The organism is Terasakiella sp. SH-1, assembly GCF_004564135.1.
Taxonomy (GTDB): Bacteria; Pseudomonadota; Alphaproteobacteria; order Rhodospirillales; family Terasakiellaceae; genus Terasakiella.
On record NZ_CP038255.1, the window covers coordinates 1448466 to 1464336 of the forward strand.

A 15871-nucleotide genomic window follows, 5' to 3' on the forward strand; every position below is an offset into this window, starting at 1 on the left:
TGTTCTGTGTGTGCAGAAACGACCTTATGCTGTGAATTTCGCAATCAGTTGATCAATTGCGATTTCTTCTTTTTCACCAGTTTTGCGGTTTTTAACTTCGGCAACACCGTTTTTCAAACCACGTGGGCCAATCACCACCTGCCAAGGCAGGCCGATCAGGTCCATATTGTTGAATTTGGCCCCTGCACGTTCTGAACGATCATCATAAAGGGTTTCAATCCCGGCAGCGTTCAGTTCTTTGTAAAGTTTCTCACAGGTTTCGTCACAAGCCTCATCCCCTGTTTTCAGGTTGATCAGGCCAACGGTGTAAGGCGCAACGCTTTCAGGCCAGATGATACCATTTTCATCATGGCTGGCTTCGATGATCGCACCGATCAAACGGGAAACACCAATGCCGTAAGAGCCCATTTGCAGGTCAATCTCATCGCCATTTTGATCTGTTACTGTCGCCCCCATCGGCTTGGAATATTTAGTTCCAAAGTGGAAAATATGACCAACTTCAATTCCACGTGCTGCCAAGAGTTTATCACCAAGCTTAGCTTCCTCAGATTCATCGTGTTTTTCATCTGTTGCGGCATAAAGCGATGTCCATTTGTCAACAATCGGCTGAAGGTCTGAATTATAATCCACATCTTGCGGGATATCGAAATCAAGAACATCTTTGTGAACAAACACACCGGATTCCCCCGTTTCTGCCAGTACGAGGAATTCATGAGACAGATCACCCCCGATGGGGCCTGTGTCGGCTTTCATCGGGATCGCTTTGACACCCAAACGATCAAAGGTACGCAGGTAAGAGACAAAATGCTTGTTGTATGCTGCCTTGGAAGATTCGTAATCCAAATCAAAGGAATAGCTGTCTTTCATCAGGAATTCACGGCCACGCATGATGCCAAAACGCGGGCGGACTTCGTCACGGAATTTCCACTGAATGTGATAGAGCATTTTCGGCATGTCTTTGTAAGACTGACATTCCATTTTCACGATATCTGTAATGGCTTCTTCGTTTGTTGGGCCATAGAGCATATCGCGCTCATGACGGTCTTTGATACGCAGCATTTCCTTGCCGTAATCATCATAACGGCCACTGCGTTGCCACAGTTCAGCCGGCTGGATCGTTGGCATGAGGACTTCCTGACAGCCCGCGGCATCTTGTTCTTCGCGAACGATTTTTTCAATCTTGCGCAAGACACGCAGGCCCATCGGCAACCAGTTATAAATTCCGGCAGAAGATTGGCGGATCATGCCAGCACGCAGCATTAAGCGGTGCGAAACAATCTGGGCTTCGGAAGGGTTTTCTTTCAGGGTCGGCAGGAAATATTGTGAAAGGCGCATCTTAGTCCTCAAAACAGATAAAATGATGTTGAACTGACTTTAGATAATGCGGGTGTGAAAGGCAACGAAATCGTTGTTATTTTTGCCTATATTGTGCAAGGCAGGCGTCCAGAATCGCGTTATTTTCACCTTGCCCCAGTTTTTGACCATTCCAATAGACATGACGGCCCTTTACTTTCACTTGCCCAAGATTGGCCTTGCCATAAAAGCCAGCTCCCATATTGTATTTTTCAGCCAAGTCGATTCCAAGATCAAAGGTGATTTCATCTGGTAGTTTGATTTGATTGCCCCCATTCAAATCTGCCCCGACAACTTTATTGCCGCGCATATCCACACCGGGGACATAATCAGCCCCACTGAAAGAATTTAGCCGGATCAGTTTTTTGCATTCTTTTTCCGTGATGGAAACGGCACTGGCAACACCATCAGCCATGGCAACTGCGGGGAACATGACTAAGGCCATCAAAAAAAATCGCATTGCTTTACCCTTCTTCGTAAATGGTTGGATCAACTTGCATCCAGGGGGGATTAATCTTAGCAATTTTTTTGAATACAGGACAGTCTTCGCGATGTGTACCGGGCAGGTATCCAGTGCTCATGAGAAACTCCCCCGTAATTTCACCGCCTGTAAACTTGAATGTTTTCTTAAACAGTTTCACCCATTGCGATTTTGGTTTTGGGTGTTGGGAGGTCAGCCAATTTGCAAATGAGCCTTGCTCCTTCTGCAAGTCTTGAATAACACGGGCATTATGAATAATGGCGTTGATTTTCAGCTTATTACGGATGATAGAGGCATCACCAAGAAGACGAGCGATATCATCTTCACCATAAGCAGCAACTTTATCAATATCAAAACCATCAAAGGCCCGAATGAAATGATCTTTCTTTTTCAAAATCGTGAGCCATGACAGGCCCGCCTGAAAAATTTCAAAGGCCAGACGTTCAAAAAGTTTATGATCGTCTTCAATGGGAAAGCCATATTCCTCGGCATGATAAGGGCCATGAAATTCATGACCAGGGGCAACGTCACAATACCAATTCATTGGCTAAACCCAATCCATTCCAGCAGATAAGCCCCATAAATAATGGTAAGAACAGCGGCAGCAAGCATGGCCGATTGAGTGATCATGCAGCCCATGCAGGGGCGCAAGTTTTCGCGTTGATCGCTGTTCATATATTTCTGGTCAGCACGCATTTTTACGCCGAAGTAAAACAGCCACCATAAAATGGCAAAGGCGATGAGCAGGATAGCTTCTGTCTGACCAAAATTCATAGGATACTCACAAAAAAGCCCCTGTTTTCACAGGGGCGCATTTTAAATTAGGCTTGTTCCAGTTCAACCAGTGCACCGTTGAAATCCTTTGGGTGCAGGAAGAGAACGGGGTTCCCATGGGCGCCGATTTTTGGCTCTCCATTGCCAAGAACGCGAGCACCTTCGGCTTTCAGCTTGTCACGGGCTTCGATAATGTCATCAACTTCGTAACAAATGTGGTGAATACCACCAGCCGGGTTCTTTTCAAGGAAGCCTGCGATTGGGGAATTGTCACCCAGTGGATAGAGCAGTTCAACCTTGGTGTTGGGCAGTTCAACAAACACAACGGTGACACCGTGGTCCGGTTCGTCTTGCGGTGGGTTTACTTTTGCACCCAATGTTTGTGCATATGTTTTTGAAGCTGCTTCCAGATCCGGTACAGCAATAGCGATATGGTTCAAACGTCCAATCATTTATAAAAACTCCCTAGGTTTTAAACTCTTAATAGGTGGATATGGGTTACGGCACGTTTGCCGAATTGATTTCTAAACCAGCGGCGTATATTCAGGCGCAGGTTTTCTTCCAAAACGGCATCGTCTTTACGATCACGTCTTGGCATGGCTTCAACCGTATTAAAGATGATGTCAAACAACTGATCCCACAGGTGGTCATCCCCGTCCGGGTCCAACAACCCTTCTGTGGTGATAATGGGTTCGCCCAGAATCGTACCGTCTTTATCAACGGCGAGCGAAGCCACGCAAGAGCCATTAAATAAAGCTCGCTTACGGGTTTGTACCACTTCGGATTTCATTGGGACAGCACGGCGTCCTTCCCAGGCGAGGCGTCCAGTTTCAACTTCATCAATAATGCAGGGTAAATCTTTTTCCAGCTTTACCACATGGCCGTTTTCAATGACAAAGGCTTTCTTGACGCCGCATTCTTCTGCCAGTGCTGCATGGGCTTGAAGGTGGCGAAACTCCCCATGAACCGGGATGGCGATATGGGGACGCACACGGCGAAACAGCTCGCGCAATTCATCCTGGGCTGGATGGCCGGACACATGGACAAAATGGTCAGAGGCTGTGACGATTTCCACCCCTTTGCGTGCCAGTTCATTTTGAATGCGGAAAATGGATTTTTCATTACCGGGAATGGTCCGTGATGAAAAGATCACCACATCACCGTCCCCAAGGGAGATGTTTTTGTGATTCCCGCTGGAAATACGAGCCAAGGCCGCACGCGGTTCCCCTTGGGAGCCTGTGCAGATAATCAACAGCTTATCATCTGGAATGTGATGGGCTTCATCTTCAGGCAAGAAGTCTGGCGTATCTAGCATATAGCCATTGGCATGTGCTGCTTCCATCATGCGGCCAAAAGAACGACCGGAAACCACAATTTGACGGCCACATTCACGCGCTGCCACCGCAATAGTATGAAGCCGTGCAAGGTTGGAGGCAAAACAGGTTACGCATACCTTGCCGTCATATTGAGAAATCAGTTCTGTCAGGCTGGATTCCAGCTCTTCTTCCGATCCGGTGGTACCGGGGGAAAAGACATTGGTGGAGTCACACACCATTGCCAAAACACCTTCTTTACCCAGACGGTCAAGCGCATCTAAATCTGTGGTGCGCCCCACAACAGGACCAGCATCCAGCTTCCAGTCCCCAGTATGAACCACGGTGCCTTCTGGTGTACGAATGGCAAGTGCATTGGGTTCTAGAATGGAATGGGTGAAGGTGATGAATTCCACATTAAAGGGGCCGAGTTCAAAGCTGCCCCCCAGTGGAATTTCCTTTACAATATCCAAATGTCCAAAGCCTGCTTCTTTCAGCTTGCCACGTGCGAGTGAGGCTGTGAAGGGCGTGCAATAAACCGGGCATTGGACCCGATCCCACATATAAGCCAGTGCGCCAATATGGTCTTCATGGGCATGAGTAATGACGATACCTTTAACGCGGTCTTTTCGTTGTTCAATAAAGGTTGGATCTGGCAGGATCACATCCGTACCGGGTGTGGTATCATCCCCAAACGTAATGCCATAATCAACAATGAGCCAGTCTTCTTCCTCCGGCTTGCCATAGCCATAGAGGTTGAGGTTCATGCCGATTTCCCCTGCCCCGCCAAGTGGGACAAAGATAAGTTCTTGTTTGGTCATACGTTTTGATTTCTTTTATAAATTGCAAGCAGGCCGCGAAGGGTCAGGTCTGTATCACTGTATTGAATGACATCAGTTGATTTTTTAAACAGGGAAGATAACCCCCCTGTGGCAATGACGGTCATCTCTTGACCGAATTCATCTTTCATACGCTGGGTCAACCCTTCGATCATGCCGATATAGCCCCAGAAAATGCCCGATTGCATCGCCGTTGTCGTGCCTTTGCCAATGGCTTTATCTGGACGGCCAATGGCCACACGGGGCAGTTTGGCCGCAGCCATATGCAAGGCTTCTAAAGACAGGTTAATGCCCGGTGCAATGGCCCCGCCACAATAGTTGCCATCCCCATCAACCACATCAAAGGTCGTGGCTGTCCCAAAATCAATAACGATTAAGGGGCCATCATAAACTTCGTGGGCGGCAATGGCATTGACCAAGCGATCCGCGCCGACTTCCTCCGGGCGATCCAAAAAGATTTCAATACCCAGTTTTACATCCGGGTTGCCAACGACTTTTGGTTCAATCTTGAAGTATTTGCGACAGAGAGACTGAAGGTTAAACAACATGGCTGGGACAACAGTGGCGATGATTGCATCCTTGATGTCGTGGTGTTCGATACCTTCAAAAGCCATCAATTGGGACAGCCAGACGGCAAATTCATCCGCTGTGCGGTTGGCATTGGTGGAGCTGCGCCATTCACCACGCACGGTGCCGTCATCATCAAAGACAGCAAAAACGGTATTGGTGTTGCCTGAATCAATGGCCAGAAGCATGCGTCGTTTGTCCTTCTGTCTTAAGCGTTGAAAAACACATCGCCAGCCGTAATAAGACGCTGGCCTTCCTTGGTTCGTAGGACAAGCGCGCCCTCAGCGTCAAGACTTTCAAAGGTACCATGTAATTGTTCGGTGCCCAAATTAACGATAATTTCTTTACCAACACCTTTTGCCCGCTCCAGCCAGGCATTGCGAATAGCTGTAAACCCAAGGGTTTCCCAACGTTCGAACCAGGTTTGGAAATGTTTGAGCAGGATTTCAAGCATATCTGGTACTAACATTGCTTTTTCGCGATAGGCGTTAATATACCCACATGGATAAGGGGTATCGGCAGGTGCATGGGCTAAATTTATGCCGATTCCAATAATCAGCCAATCCAGTTCATTTGATTGGGGGATCGTTTGTGATTCCAGTAAAATACCACAGACTTTATAGCCATCTACCAAGACATCATTGGGCCATTTACATTCCACATCACAATCAAACCCGTCAACAGCCTCTTTGATGGCATCGTGAATGGCAAGGGCAGATACAAAGCTGGCTTTGGAGGCTTCGGTTAAGCTGACGTTTGGTTTTTGCAGGATGGAACAAAATAAATTGCCCGGTTGGCTGACCCATGTGCGCCCGCGTCGCCCCCTGCCCTTTGTTTGTTCCAGAGCACAGACAACGGTATTGTGTTCAGCGCCTTTTTGGGCACGTCGGCGTAATTCATCATTTGTACTGTCAAGGGACTCAAAAGCCGCCAGAGTGAAAGCTGACGGCTGTTTAAGGTCAAAAATATTCGACATGTTTTATCCTGTAAACAGGCTGGCCGCTGCAAGGGCAGCGCTGTCTGTAATAAGGGAGGGATAGATGAAAAAGGCCAAAATCACGATTGCAGCGGCTGTGATAACCAGATTGATTTCACGCCCTGTTTTACCGTCCAGTGTTTCTTCTGCATCATCAAAATACATGATTTTGATCAGGCGAATATAATAGAAACACCCGACGACAGAAGTCAGCACCCCGATCACTGCCAAGATAACAAGGCCCGCTTCCAGTGCAGCAAGGAAAATATAGAGCTTGCCAAAGAAACCCGCAAGTGGCGGAATACCTGCCATGGAAAACATGAAAATAGCCAGGGCTGCGGCCATTAATGGGTTGGATTTGGACAGACCGGCCAGATCGTTGATATTTTCAACATTCTGACCATTGCGTTTCATAGCCAAAATACAGCCAAATGTGCCAAGGGTCATGATCACATAGATGGTGAGATAGACCAACATGGATTCAATGCCATCTTGTTGCACGTCTGTGCCACTGGCAACGGCTCCACCGACAGCCAGACCAATCAGCATATATCCCACATTCCCGATGGAGGAATAAGCCATCAGTCGCTTGATATTGGTTTGGGCAATGGCTGCAAAGGCCCCGATCACCATGGAAGCCACTGCGATAAAGATCACAATCTGTTGCCATTGGGGCGCCATGTCACCAAAGGCCCCGACCATCACAAAGATAAACAGGGATAAGGCAGCAACTTTTGGGGCTGCGGCGAAAAAGGCGGTGACAGGTGTGGGCGCACCTTCATAGACATCAGGCGTCCACATATGAAAGGGTGCGGCTGAGATCTTGAAGGCTAACCCGACCATAACAAAGACAATACCGAAGATAAGCCCTGTGTTCGGTCCGTGAACGCCTCCACTTTCTTGGGCCAGAATTTTAGCCATGGCATCGAAGTTGGTCGTGCCGGAAAAACCATAAACAAGCGAGGAGCCATACAGCAACATGCCAGATGCCAGTGCCCCTAGAACGAAATATTTCAGGCCGGATTCTGTTGACTTCAAATCATTGCGCATGATCGACGCCATCACATAGAGCGAGAGGGATTGCAGTTCCAGCCCCATATAAAGCGCGATAAGGTCATTGGCTGAGACCATCATCATCATCCCCAGTGTCGCCAGAAGAACGAGAATGGGATATTCAAAGCGATGGACACCCACACGATCAAAGAAATCACGTGACATGAACAAGGTGGTTGCACTGGCCCCAAGGATCAGTGCTTTGGCAAAACCGGAAAAACCGCTGGTAATAAACAGCCCGTTAAAGGTTGTCCCTGCTTGTGTCGAAAAGGCCGTTACCAATAAAAGGGTCAGGATCATTGCACCTGTTGCCAGCATGGAAACGGTACGGGTCACCGTTTTGGCTTCGGCATTGAAAAAAACACCGACCATTAAGAGCGCCATTGCAACGCAGGCCATGAAAATTTCCGGCAAGGCCGGGGTGAGATTTGGAAGCTCACTCATGTCTGCTTACTCCTATTGCACAGCTACCTGAACGCCGGCAGCGTCCAGTGCAGCATGGTAGTTGTTGACCAAATTTTCGACAGAGGCATGCATCACATCCAAAAATGGCTGCGGATAAACTCCAGCGTAAATGGTCAGGATAATCAGCGGTGCAAAAACCAGCACTTCACGGCGATTCATATCTAAAATGGATTTGAGATTTTCTTTCGTCAGGGCACCAAAGACAATGCGACGATAAAGGTAAAGTGAATATGCCGCCCCTAAAATCGCCCCTGTTGCGGCCAGTGCGGCCACCCATTGATTAACCTGAAAGACACCCACCAGAACCAGAATTTCACCGACAAAGCCCGATGTACCCGGCAAACCGACAGAAGCCATCATAAACAACATGAAAATCACGGCATATTTCGGCATGCGTTCAACAAGTCCCCCATATGCTGAAATCTCACGGGTATGGATACGATCATAAATTACCCCGACAATCAGGAAGAGAGCCGCAGAAACGATCCCGTGGGACAACATGGTGAAAATGCCCCCTTCAATTCCTTGTACCGTGCCTGTGAAAGCGCCAATGGTTACAAACCCCATATGGGCGATAGAGGAATAAGCAATCAGCTTTTTCATATCATCCTGAACCAGTGCAACCAGCGAAGTATAGATCACCGCAATAATGGAAAGTGTGTAAATCAGCGGTGTGAAATCAGCGCTTGCCAAAGGCATCATCGGGATTGAGAAACGTAAAAAACCATAGCCGCCCATTTTCAATAATACACCTGCCAAAATGACAGAGCCAGCCGTTGGTGCCTGTACGTGGGCATCGGGTAACCAGGTATGGACAGGCCACATGGGAACCTTGACGGCAAAGGAGGCAAAAAACGCCAGCCACAGCCATGTCTGCATTTCAAGTGGGAAATTATAGGCCATCAAGGTTGGTATATCGAAAGAACCTGCTTCCCAATACATAGCCAGCATGGCGACCAGCATTAAGACAGACCCTAACAATGTATAGAGAAAGAGTTTGAAAGCCGCATAGATACGATTTTGCCCACCCCAGACACCGATGATGATAAACATCGGGATCAGAACACCTTCAAAGAAGATGTAGAACAACATCATGTCCAACGCACAGAACATACCGATCATCATGGTCTCAAGAATGAGGAAGGAGATCATATATTCTTTGGTTCGTGTTGTGACAGCCTCCCATGCCGACAAGATACAAATGGGTGTCAGCAAGGTCGACAGCAGGACAAACAGTACGGAAATGCCATCAACGCCCATATGGTAATTTACATCGACACCGGGAAGCCATTCAGCCTTTTCAACAAACTGAAAGTCAGCCGTTGAATGATCAAAACCAGTCCATAACCCCAAAGAGATGATGAAGGTAAAGACAGAGGTCAACAGCGCAATCTGTTTTGCGCTTTTGCTATCATCCTTGACATCACCGCGAACAAACAGCAAGAGCATCGCGACGCCTACGAGAGGCAGAAAGGTGATAACACTGAGAAGAGGAATATTACTCATCTTATTACTTTCAGCCTTTCGTAAAGAGATACCAGGTGGCAAGAATAGCCGCACCAACCAACATGACAAATGCGTAGTGATAGAGGTAGCCTGTTTGCAACCGTGATGCTTTCCCCGCAAGCTGTTGGGTCGCACGGGCAAAACCGTTTGGTCCAACACCATCAATTAATTGTTCATCACCGGCTTTCCAGAAACCACGACCTAAATAAAAGGCAGGTTTCACAAACAGGAAATCATAGAGTTCATCCCAATACCATTTATTGAGTAAAAATTGGTAAAGCCCGTTGAACTTTTGGGCCAATTTGCCCGGAATATCAGGTACGGCCAAATAGAACAGGTACGCTAATGAAATGCCGCCAATACCCACAAGCAGAGGCAACCATTTCACCCAGGCAGCCACATGATGGGCGTTTTCAAGGCCCGGATGGCTGGGCAGGATCAAAATGGCATTGTTCCAGAATTCTGTTGCATTGGCCCCAACGAAGTTTTCATAGCCGAGATAGCCTGCAAATAACGCTCCAAGGATCAGTGGCACCAATGGCAAGGTCATGATTTTGGGACTTTCATGAACATGGGCCATCACATGTTCATTGGCCCGTGGCTTACCATGGAAAGTCATGAACAAAAGTCGCCATGAATAAAAGGCTGTCATGAAGGCAGCGCCAATTCCCATCCAATAGGCAAAAAGCCCCACATCTGTGTGCGAAGCATAGGCGGCTTCCAGCACGATATCTTTGGAGAAATATCCGGCAAAGGGCGGTACACCTGCCAAGGCAAGGTTGCCAATCCACATGCAGGCATATGTGAAGGGGATCATTTTCCAAATCCCGCCCATCTTGCGCATATCTTGCTCATCAGACATGGCATGGATAACGGAGCCTGCGCCCAGGAAGAGTAATGCCTTAAAGAAACCATGGGTCATCAGGTGGAAAATACCGGCAGAATAAGCAGACACACCGCAGGCAAAAAACATATAGCCCAGCTGAGAACAGGTGGAATAAGCGATCACCCGCTTGATATCATTTTGAACACAGCCAATGGTGGCTGCAAAAAAGGCTGTCGCCGCCCCCACAATTGTGACCACATTCAAGGCCACATCAGAATACTCAAACATGGGCGACAGACGCGAAACCATAAAGACTCCGGCTGTCACCATGGTTGCCGCATGGATCAAGGCGGAAACGGGTGTCGGGCCTTCCATAGCATCAGGTAGCCAGGTATGAAGGCCAAGCTGGGCGGATTTTCCCATCGCCCCGACAAACAAGAGCAGGCAGATGATGGTCATGGCATGCCATTCCGTACCAAACAGGGTAATCATGGTATTGGCCTGTTCAGGAACAGCGGCAAAAATTTCATCAAAATTTGAGGTGCCGAACAAAAGGAAGGTGGCAAAGATGCCAAGGGCGAAGCCGAAATCCCCTACACGGTTCACCAAAAAGGCTTTAATCGCAGCAGCGTTGGCTGAGGGTTTGTGATACCAAAAGCCAATCAGCAGATAAGACGCCAGACCGACCCCTTCCCAACCGAAGAACAATTGCAGCAAATTATCTGCCGTAATCAGCATCAGCATGCAGAAGGTAAAAAGTGACAGATACCCCATGAAGCGCGGAATATTCGGGTCATGGGACATATATCCGCAAGAATAGACATGCACCATGGAGGATACGCCCGTCACCACAATCATCATGACGGCTGTTAATGTATCAAAACGCAAAGACCAGGAGACATCGAAATTACCGGATTGAATCCAGGTGAACAAGTGAACGGTTTTGGCATTTCCGCCAAGCCCGACATCAAAGAAAATGACAATGGCAAGGGCGGCAGAAATTAACATACCGCTACAGGTGACAATTTGGGCAAGGCGGTCATTGGTCTTGCGTTTTTTTTCATCTTCCGGTGTGAAAAGTGCAAGAGCCCCAGCAATGAGAAAGCCCAAAAGTGGAAGGAAAATAGCTGCTGTATACATATTGCCCTACCCTTTCATCGCATTGATATCTTCAACCGCGATTGATCCACGGTTACGGAAGAAAATGACCAGAATTGCCAAACCAATGGCCGCTTCGGCAGCGGCAACGGTTAGCACGAAAATAGAGAAAACCTGCCCCATTAAATCCCCGAGAAAGGCGGAAAAGGAAACAAGGTTGATATTCACAGCCAACAAGATCAACTCAATAGACATGAGAATGACGATCATATTCTTCTTGTTTAAGAAGATGCCAAGGATACCCAGTGTGAAAAGGATAGCCCCGAGGCTGAGATAATGTGCAAGACCAATTTCTAACATTACACGCCCTTTCCACTTTCGACCTTTTTCATTTCGGCCACATCTTCGATGTTTAAATGAATTTGATCGGCAATAACTTGTTTGCGTACACCTGCCCGTTTGCGATGGGTCAACACAATGGCCCCAATCATCCCGACAAGCAGGATAAGACCAGCTGCCTGAAACAGATACATATAATCTGTATAAAGAATTGCGCCCAAGGCATGGGTATTTGTCATGGTCTCAACAGCAGGTATTGGTGCCGTTGCGACTTTTTCAAACTCCGGTGCAAAATGCCAGCCAGCCCCAATGAGGATGAGTTCTGCTGCGAGAATGATCCCGATCGTGGCGCCCAGCGGCATATATTGTAAAAAACCCTGACGTAGTTCGACAAAGTTAATGTCGAGCATCATGACGACAAAAAGAAACAGCACTGTAACTGCGCCTGCATAGACGACGACCAACAACATGGCGAGGAATTCAGCCCCTAACAGGATAAAGAGACCCGAGGTATTAAACAGGGCAAGTACCAGAAACAGAACGGAATGCACCGGGTTTTTGGCAGTAATGACCATAACCGCACTGATGACTGTCACGGTTGCAAACAGGTAAAATGCAATGGCTTGTACAATCATGTGCCCCCCTGTCCGGTGGTCCGGCTTGTCAGGTCTATGAAAAAGAGTGTCATCATAATTTCCCCTACCCTCCAATCAACGATACGGCGCATCTAGGCGGATGCGGGCAGCGAGTTCTGTTTCCCAGCGTTCCCCATTGGCAAGAAGCTTTTCTTTATCATACATCAGCTCTTCACGGGTTTCCGTGGCAAATTCAAAGTTTGGACCTTCAACAATGGCATCAACCGGACAGGCTTCCTGACAGAAACCGCAATAGATACATTTGGTCATGTCAATGTCATAACGTGTTGTGCGGCGCGATCCATCATCACGTGGTTCAACTTCAATTGTAATCGCCTGAGCGGGGCAAATGGCTTCGCATAATTTACAGGCGATACAGCGTTCTTCACCGTTTGGATAGCGGCGAAGCGCATGTTCACCACGAAAACGCGGGGATAGCGGGCCTTTTTCAAACGGATAGTTCAAAGTCACTTTCTGTTTGAACATATAACGAAAGGTGATCCATAAGCCTTGTAATAGTTCTTTTAAGAAGAACGCGCGAGCTGTGTGAGACAAGTTACTCATATTTTCAGTTCCCCTTATTGAAGGCCCGGTGCAAAGCCGCCGTAAACAGCCACACCCGAAGCGATGATAACACCTGCCAATGACAGCGGCAGAAAGACTTTCCAGCCCAAGCGCATCAGTTGGTCATAACGATAACGTGGATAAGCTGCACGCAACCAGATAAAGACAAACAGCAGGAACGAAATTTTCAAAAACAGCCAGACAGGCCCTGGAATGAAGGACAAGTAATCAAACGGTGGCAACCAGCCGCCCATAAACAAAACAGCGGTGAAGGCCGCCATCATGATCATATTGGCATATTCCCCAAGGAAGAACAGGGCAAAAGCCATGCCGCCATATTCCACATTATAGCCCCCAACCAGTTCAGCCTCAGCTTCTGGGAGGTCAAAGGGATGGCGGTTGGTTTCTGCCACGCATGAGATGAAGAACATCACTGCAAATGGGAAAAGCGGTGTAAACATAAACCAGACATCACGCTGGGCCTCAACGATATCACTTAAATTCAGGGACCCAGTGAAGACCAGTACGGTGATGATAATGAACCCCATGGAAACTTCATAAGAAACCATTTGTGCCGCAGAACGAAGCGCTCCTAAAAAGGCATATTTGGAGTTTGAGGCCCAGCCTGCCATCAAAATGCCATAGACCCCAAGACCTGAAACCGCAAACAGGTAAAGCACGCCAACGTTAATATCTGACAGCACCATACCTTCATCAAACGGAATAACCGCCCAGGCGATCAGGGCAAGGATCAAGGTTAGACAAGGCGCAATTAAAAAGACACCCCGACTGGCCCCGGTTGGAATAATGATTTCCTTGAGGAAAAGCTTTAAACCATCGGCCAGCGGCTGTAATAAGCCCCACAACCCTACAACATTTGGCCCGCGCCGCATATGCATAGAGCCAATGACTTTTCGTTCAGCCAGTGTCAGATAGGCAACTGCCCCCATGACAGGGCCAACGATTGCGACGATCTTAATCACAATCCAGAGTGTCGGCCAAATATAACCGTCCCAAAGTTCAGCCATGTGTACCAATCCTTTGTTGCGGGTTGATCAAAGCCTCGGTGCATTCTGCCATCGTTTTGGACACGCGGCTAACCGGGTCTGTCATGTAATAATTTGTAATCGGTGACATCAGTACGGTTTCAACTGTCACGCCTGCTGTGCCAAAATCTTCCCAGTCAGCTTTCTGAATTTCATCAGGATGAGCGAAAGTCGGGCTGATTTCAGCCAGTTTTGTACGCAGTTGGGACAAGCTGTCAAACGGTAATGGATTATTCATTGCGCCAGATAAAGCACGTAAAATTGTCCAGTCTTCCTTGGCTTCCCCCGGTGGGAAAACCGCCTTGTAGCCATATTGCATACGACCTTCGGTATTGACGTACATACCGTCTTTTTCTGTATAGGCCGACCCCGGTAAAATGACATCGGCACAGTGTGCGCCCGCATCACCATTATGGCCTTGGTAAATAACGAAGGAGCTTTCAAGCTTGCTGGTGTCAATCTCATCGGCCCCTAACAAATACACGACCTCAGCATTGCCGTTGACGATATCCGTTGTATCCATGGCGCCAACACCGGGGATGAAATCCATTTCCAGTCCGGCCACACGGGCTGCAGCTGTGTGTAGAACGTTAAAGCCATTCCATTCATCAGAAACAAAGCCGTATTTATCAGCAATTTCTTTGGCAAGGGCCAAGATCGCAGTCCCATCTCCACGAGCCAGTGCCCCCTGACCTAAAATCAGCATGGGCTTGGTCGCGTTTTTCAAGACCTCAGCATAAGGGATTGAGCCATCAATGATTGCTTTAAGCGTATCAGCGGTATTTCCCAGATGCTCTGTTTTATAGGTCAGATCAATATTTCCCCCAACAACGGCTGGGGTGAAACCATGATTGATATAACGTTTGCGCAAACGGGCATTGATAATCGGGGCCTCCCAGCGGGGGTTAGATCCAATGATCAAGCAGGCATCCGCCTCATCAATACCGGCGATTGTGCTGTTAAACAGATAAGAGGCGCGCGAGGCAGTATCCAGTTTTGCCCCATCCTGGCGACAGTCAATGTTTTGAGAGCCAAGCATTTCAGCAAACATTTTAAGGGCAAACATGGATTCAGCATCAACCATGTCTCCGGCAAGGGCTGCAAACTTCTTACCGTCCATCCCTTTTAACTTTTCTGCGATCGCTGCAAAAGCCTCATCCCAACTGGCAGGTTGCAGTTTCCCCTCTTTGCGCACATAGGGGCGATCCAGGCGTTGTTTTTTCAAACCATCAATGGCGTAGCGCCCCTTATCAGCCAGCCATTCTTCGTTCACCTCTTCATTCAGACGGGGCAATACACGAAGAACTTCATTCCCACGGCTGTCTAAACGGATATTGCTGCCAACAGCGTCAAACACATCAATGCTTTGCGTTTTTTGCAGTTCCCAAGGTCGTGCGGTATAGCTATAGGGTTTGGAGGTCAACGCCCCAACAGGGCACAGGTCCACAAGATTTCCGGCCAGTTCCGTTTCAATCGCCTTTTCAACATAGGTACCGATTTCGGTGTAATCACCGCGATAGGTCCCACACATATCGGAGGTGCCAGCAATTTCTTCGGTAAAACGTACGCAACGGGTACAGTGAATACAGCGTGTCATAAAGGGACGAATAATCGGACCGAAGTCTTTTTCCTTAACGGCCCGTTTGTCTTCGCTGTAACGGCCTTTATCGCCACCATAAGCCATAGCCTGGTCTTGCAAGTCACATTCGCCCCCTTGATCACAAATCGGGCAATCCAGCGGGTGGTTGATCAGCAAGAATTCCATCACGCTTTCACGGGCCTTGCGGACCTTTTCATTATCAGTATGGATGACCATGCCTTCCCCTACAGGCATAGCGCAAGAGGCAATGAGCTTCGGTGCGCGTTCCATTTCCACCAGACACATCCGGCAGTTTCCGGCAATGGATAGGCGCTCATGATAACAAAAACGCGGGATTTCAATACCAGCCTGTTCACAGGCTTGCAGGACAGACAACCCGTTTTCAACTTCGATTTCATTACCGTTAATTGTCAGTTTTGGCATTTACTCCCCTCCC

The 15871-nt window shown here is 48.2% G+C and carries 16 protein-coding genes; all 16 read right to left on the reverse strand.

What is annotated here, in order from left to right; translation table 11 throughout:
• Positions 1–24: 24 nt before the first annotated feature.
• Entirely contained in the window at positions 25–1335 is a 1311-nt protein-coding gene (proS, locus tag E4K71_RS06800) for a proline--tRNA ligase (RefSeq protein ID WP_135078000.1), read from the reverse strand.
• A gap of 76 nt (positions 1336–1411) precedes the next feature.
• Positions 1412–1813 carry a hypothetical protein gene (locus E4K71_RS06805; protein ID WP_135078002.1) on the reverse strand — a complete coding sequence of 134 codons (402 nt, stop codon included), beginning with the start codon at positions 1811–1813 and terminating at the stop codon, positions 1412–1414.
• Positions 1814–1817: 4 nt separating this feature from the next.
• Positions 1818–2378 (reverse strand): DNA-3-methyladenine glycosylase I, encoded by a 561-nt coding sequence (locus tag E4K71_RS06810; protein ID WP_135078004.1) that lies wholly within the window; start codon positions 2376–2378, stop codon positions 1818–1820.
• Positions 2375–2608, reverse strand: coding sequence for a hypothetical protein (locus tag E4K71_RS06815; RefSeq protein WP_135078006.1), 234 nt, complete (start codon positions 2606–2608; stop codon positions 2375–2377). The genes E4K71_RS06810 and E4K71_RS06815 overlap by 4 nt, the downstream gene beginning before the upstream one ends.
• 47 nt (positions 2609–2655) lie before the next feature.
• Entirely contained in the window at positions 2656–3060 is a 405-nt protein-coding gene (gene mce, locus E4K71_RS06820; protein WP_135078008.1) for a methylmalonyl-CoA epimerase, read from the reverse strand.
• A 20-nt stretch (positions 3061–3080) separates the two neighbouring features.
• The gene (locus tag E4K71_RS06825) at positions 3081–4742 is read right to left on the reverse strand and encodes a ribonuclease J (RefSeq protein ID WP_135078010.1); all 1662 of its coding nucleotides are present in this window, start codon (positions 4740–4742) and stop codon (positions 3081–3083) included.
• On the reverse strand, positions 4739–5515 hold the full coding sequence (locus tag E4K71_RS06830) for a type III pantothenate kinase (protein WP_135078012.1): 777 nt from the start codon (positions 5513–5515) through the stop codon (positions 4739–4741). Before E4K71_RS06830 ends, E4K71_RS06825 begins: the two co-directional genes overlap by 4 nt.
• A 20-nt stretch (positions 5516–5535) precedes the next feature.
• Complete coding sequence (locus E4K71_RS06835; RefSeq protein WP_135078014.1) at positions 5536–6303, reverse strand: biotin--[acetyl-CoA-carboxylase] ligase; 768 nt, start codon at positions 6301–6303, stop codon at positions 5536–5538.
• A 3-nt stretch (positions 6304–6306) separates the two neighbouring features.
• Positions 6307–7800: an NADH-quinone oxidoreductase subunit NuoN gene (nuoN, locus tag E4K71_RS06840; protein WP_135078016.1), complete on the reverse strand. Its 1494-nt coding sequence runs from the start codon at positions 7798–7800 to the stop codon at positions 6307–6309.
• Between the two features lie 12 nt (positions 7801–7812).
• Complete coding sequence (locus E4K71_RS06845) at positions 7813–9327, reverse strand: NADH-quinone oxidoreductase subunit M (protein WP_135078018.1); 1515 nt, start codon at positions 9325–9327, stop codon at positions 7813–7815.
• A 10-nt stretch (positions 9328–9337) separates the two neighbouring features.
• On the reverse strand, positions 9338–11293 hold the full coding sequence (gene nuoL, locus E4K71_RS06850) for an NADH-quinone oxidoreductase subunit L (RefSeq protein ID WP_135078020.1): 1956 nt from the start codon (positions 11291–11293) through the stop codon (positions 9338–9340).
• 6 nt (positions 11294–11299) lie between these two features.
• A complete protein-coding gene (gene nuoK, locus E4K71_RS06855; protein WP_135078022.1) occupies positions 11300–11611 on the reverse strand; it encodes an NADH-quinone oxidoreductase subunit NuoK in 312 nt (103 codons plus the stop codon).
• A complete protein-coding gene (locus E4K71_RS06860) occupies positions 11611–12225 on the reverse strand; it encodes an NADH-quinone oxidoreductase subunit J (RefSeq protein WP_135078024.1) in 615 nt (204 codons plus the stop codon). The genes nuoK and E4K71_RS06860 overlap by 1 nt, the downstream gene beginning before the upstream one ends.
• A gap of 75 nt (positions 12226–12300) precedes the next feature.
• Complete coding sequence (gene nuoI / locus E4K71_RS06865; protein WP_135078026.1) at positions 12301–12789, reverse strand: NADH-quinone oxidoreductase subunit NuoI; 489 nt, start codon at positions 12787–12789, stop codon at positions 12301–12303.
• 14 nt (positions 12790–12803) lie between these two features.
• Positions 12804–13817, reverse strand: coding sequence for an NADH-quinone oxidoreductase subunit NuoH (gene nuoH, locus E4K71_RS06870; RefSeq protein WP_135078028.1), 1014 nt, complete (start codon positions 13815–13817; stop codon positions 12804–12806).
• The gene (gene nuoG, locus E4K71_RS06875; RefSeq protein ID WP_135078030.1) at positions 13810–15858 is read right to left on the reverse strand and encodes an NADH-quinone oxidoreductase subunit NuoG; all 2049 of its coding nucleotides are present in this window, start codon (positions 15856–15858) and stop codon (positions 13810–13812) included. The genes nuoH and nuoG overlap by 8 nt, the downstream gene beginning before the upstream one ends.
• Positions 15859–15871 lie beyond the last annotated feature (13 nt).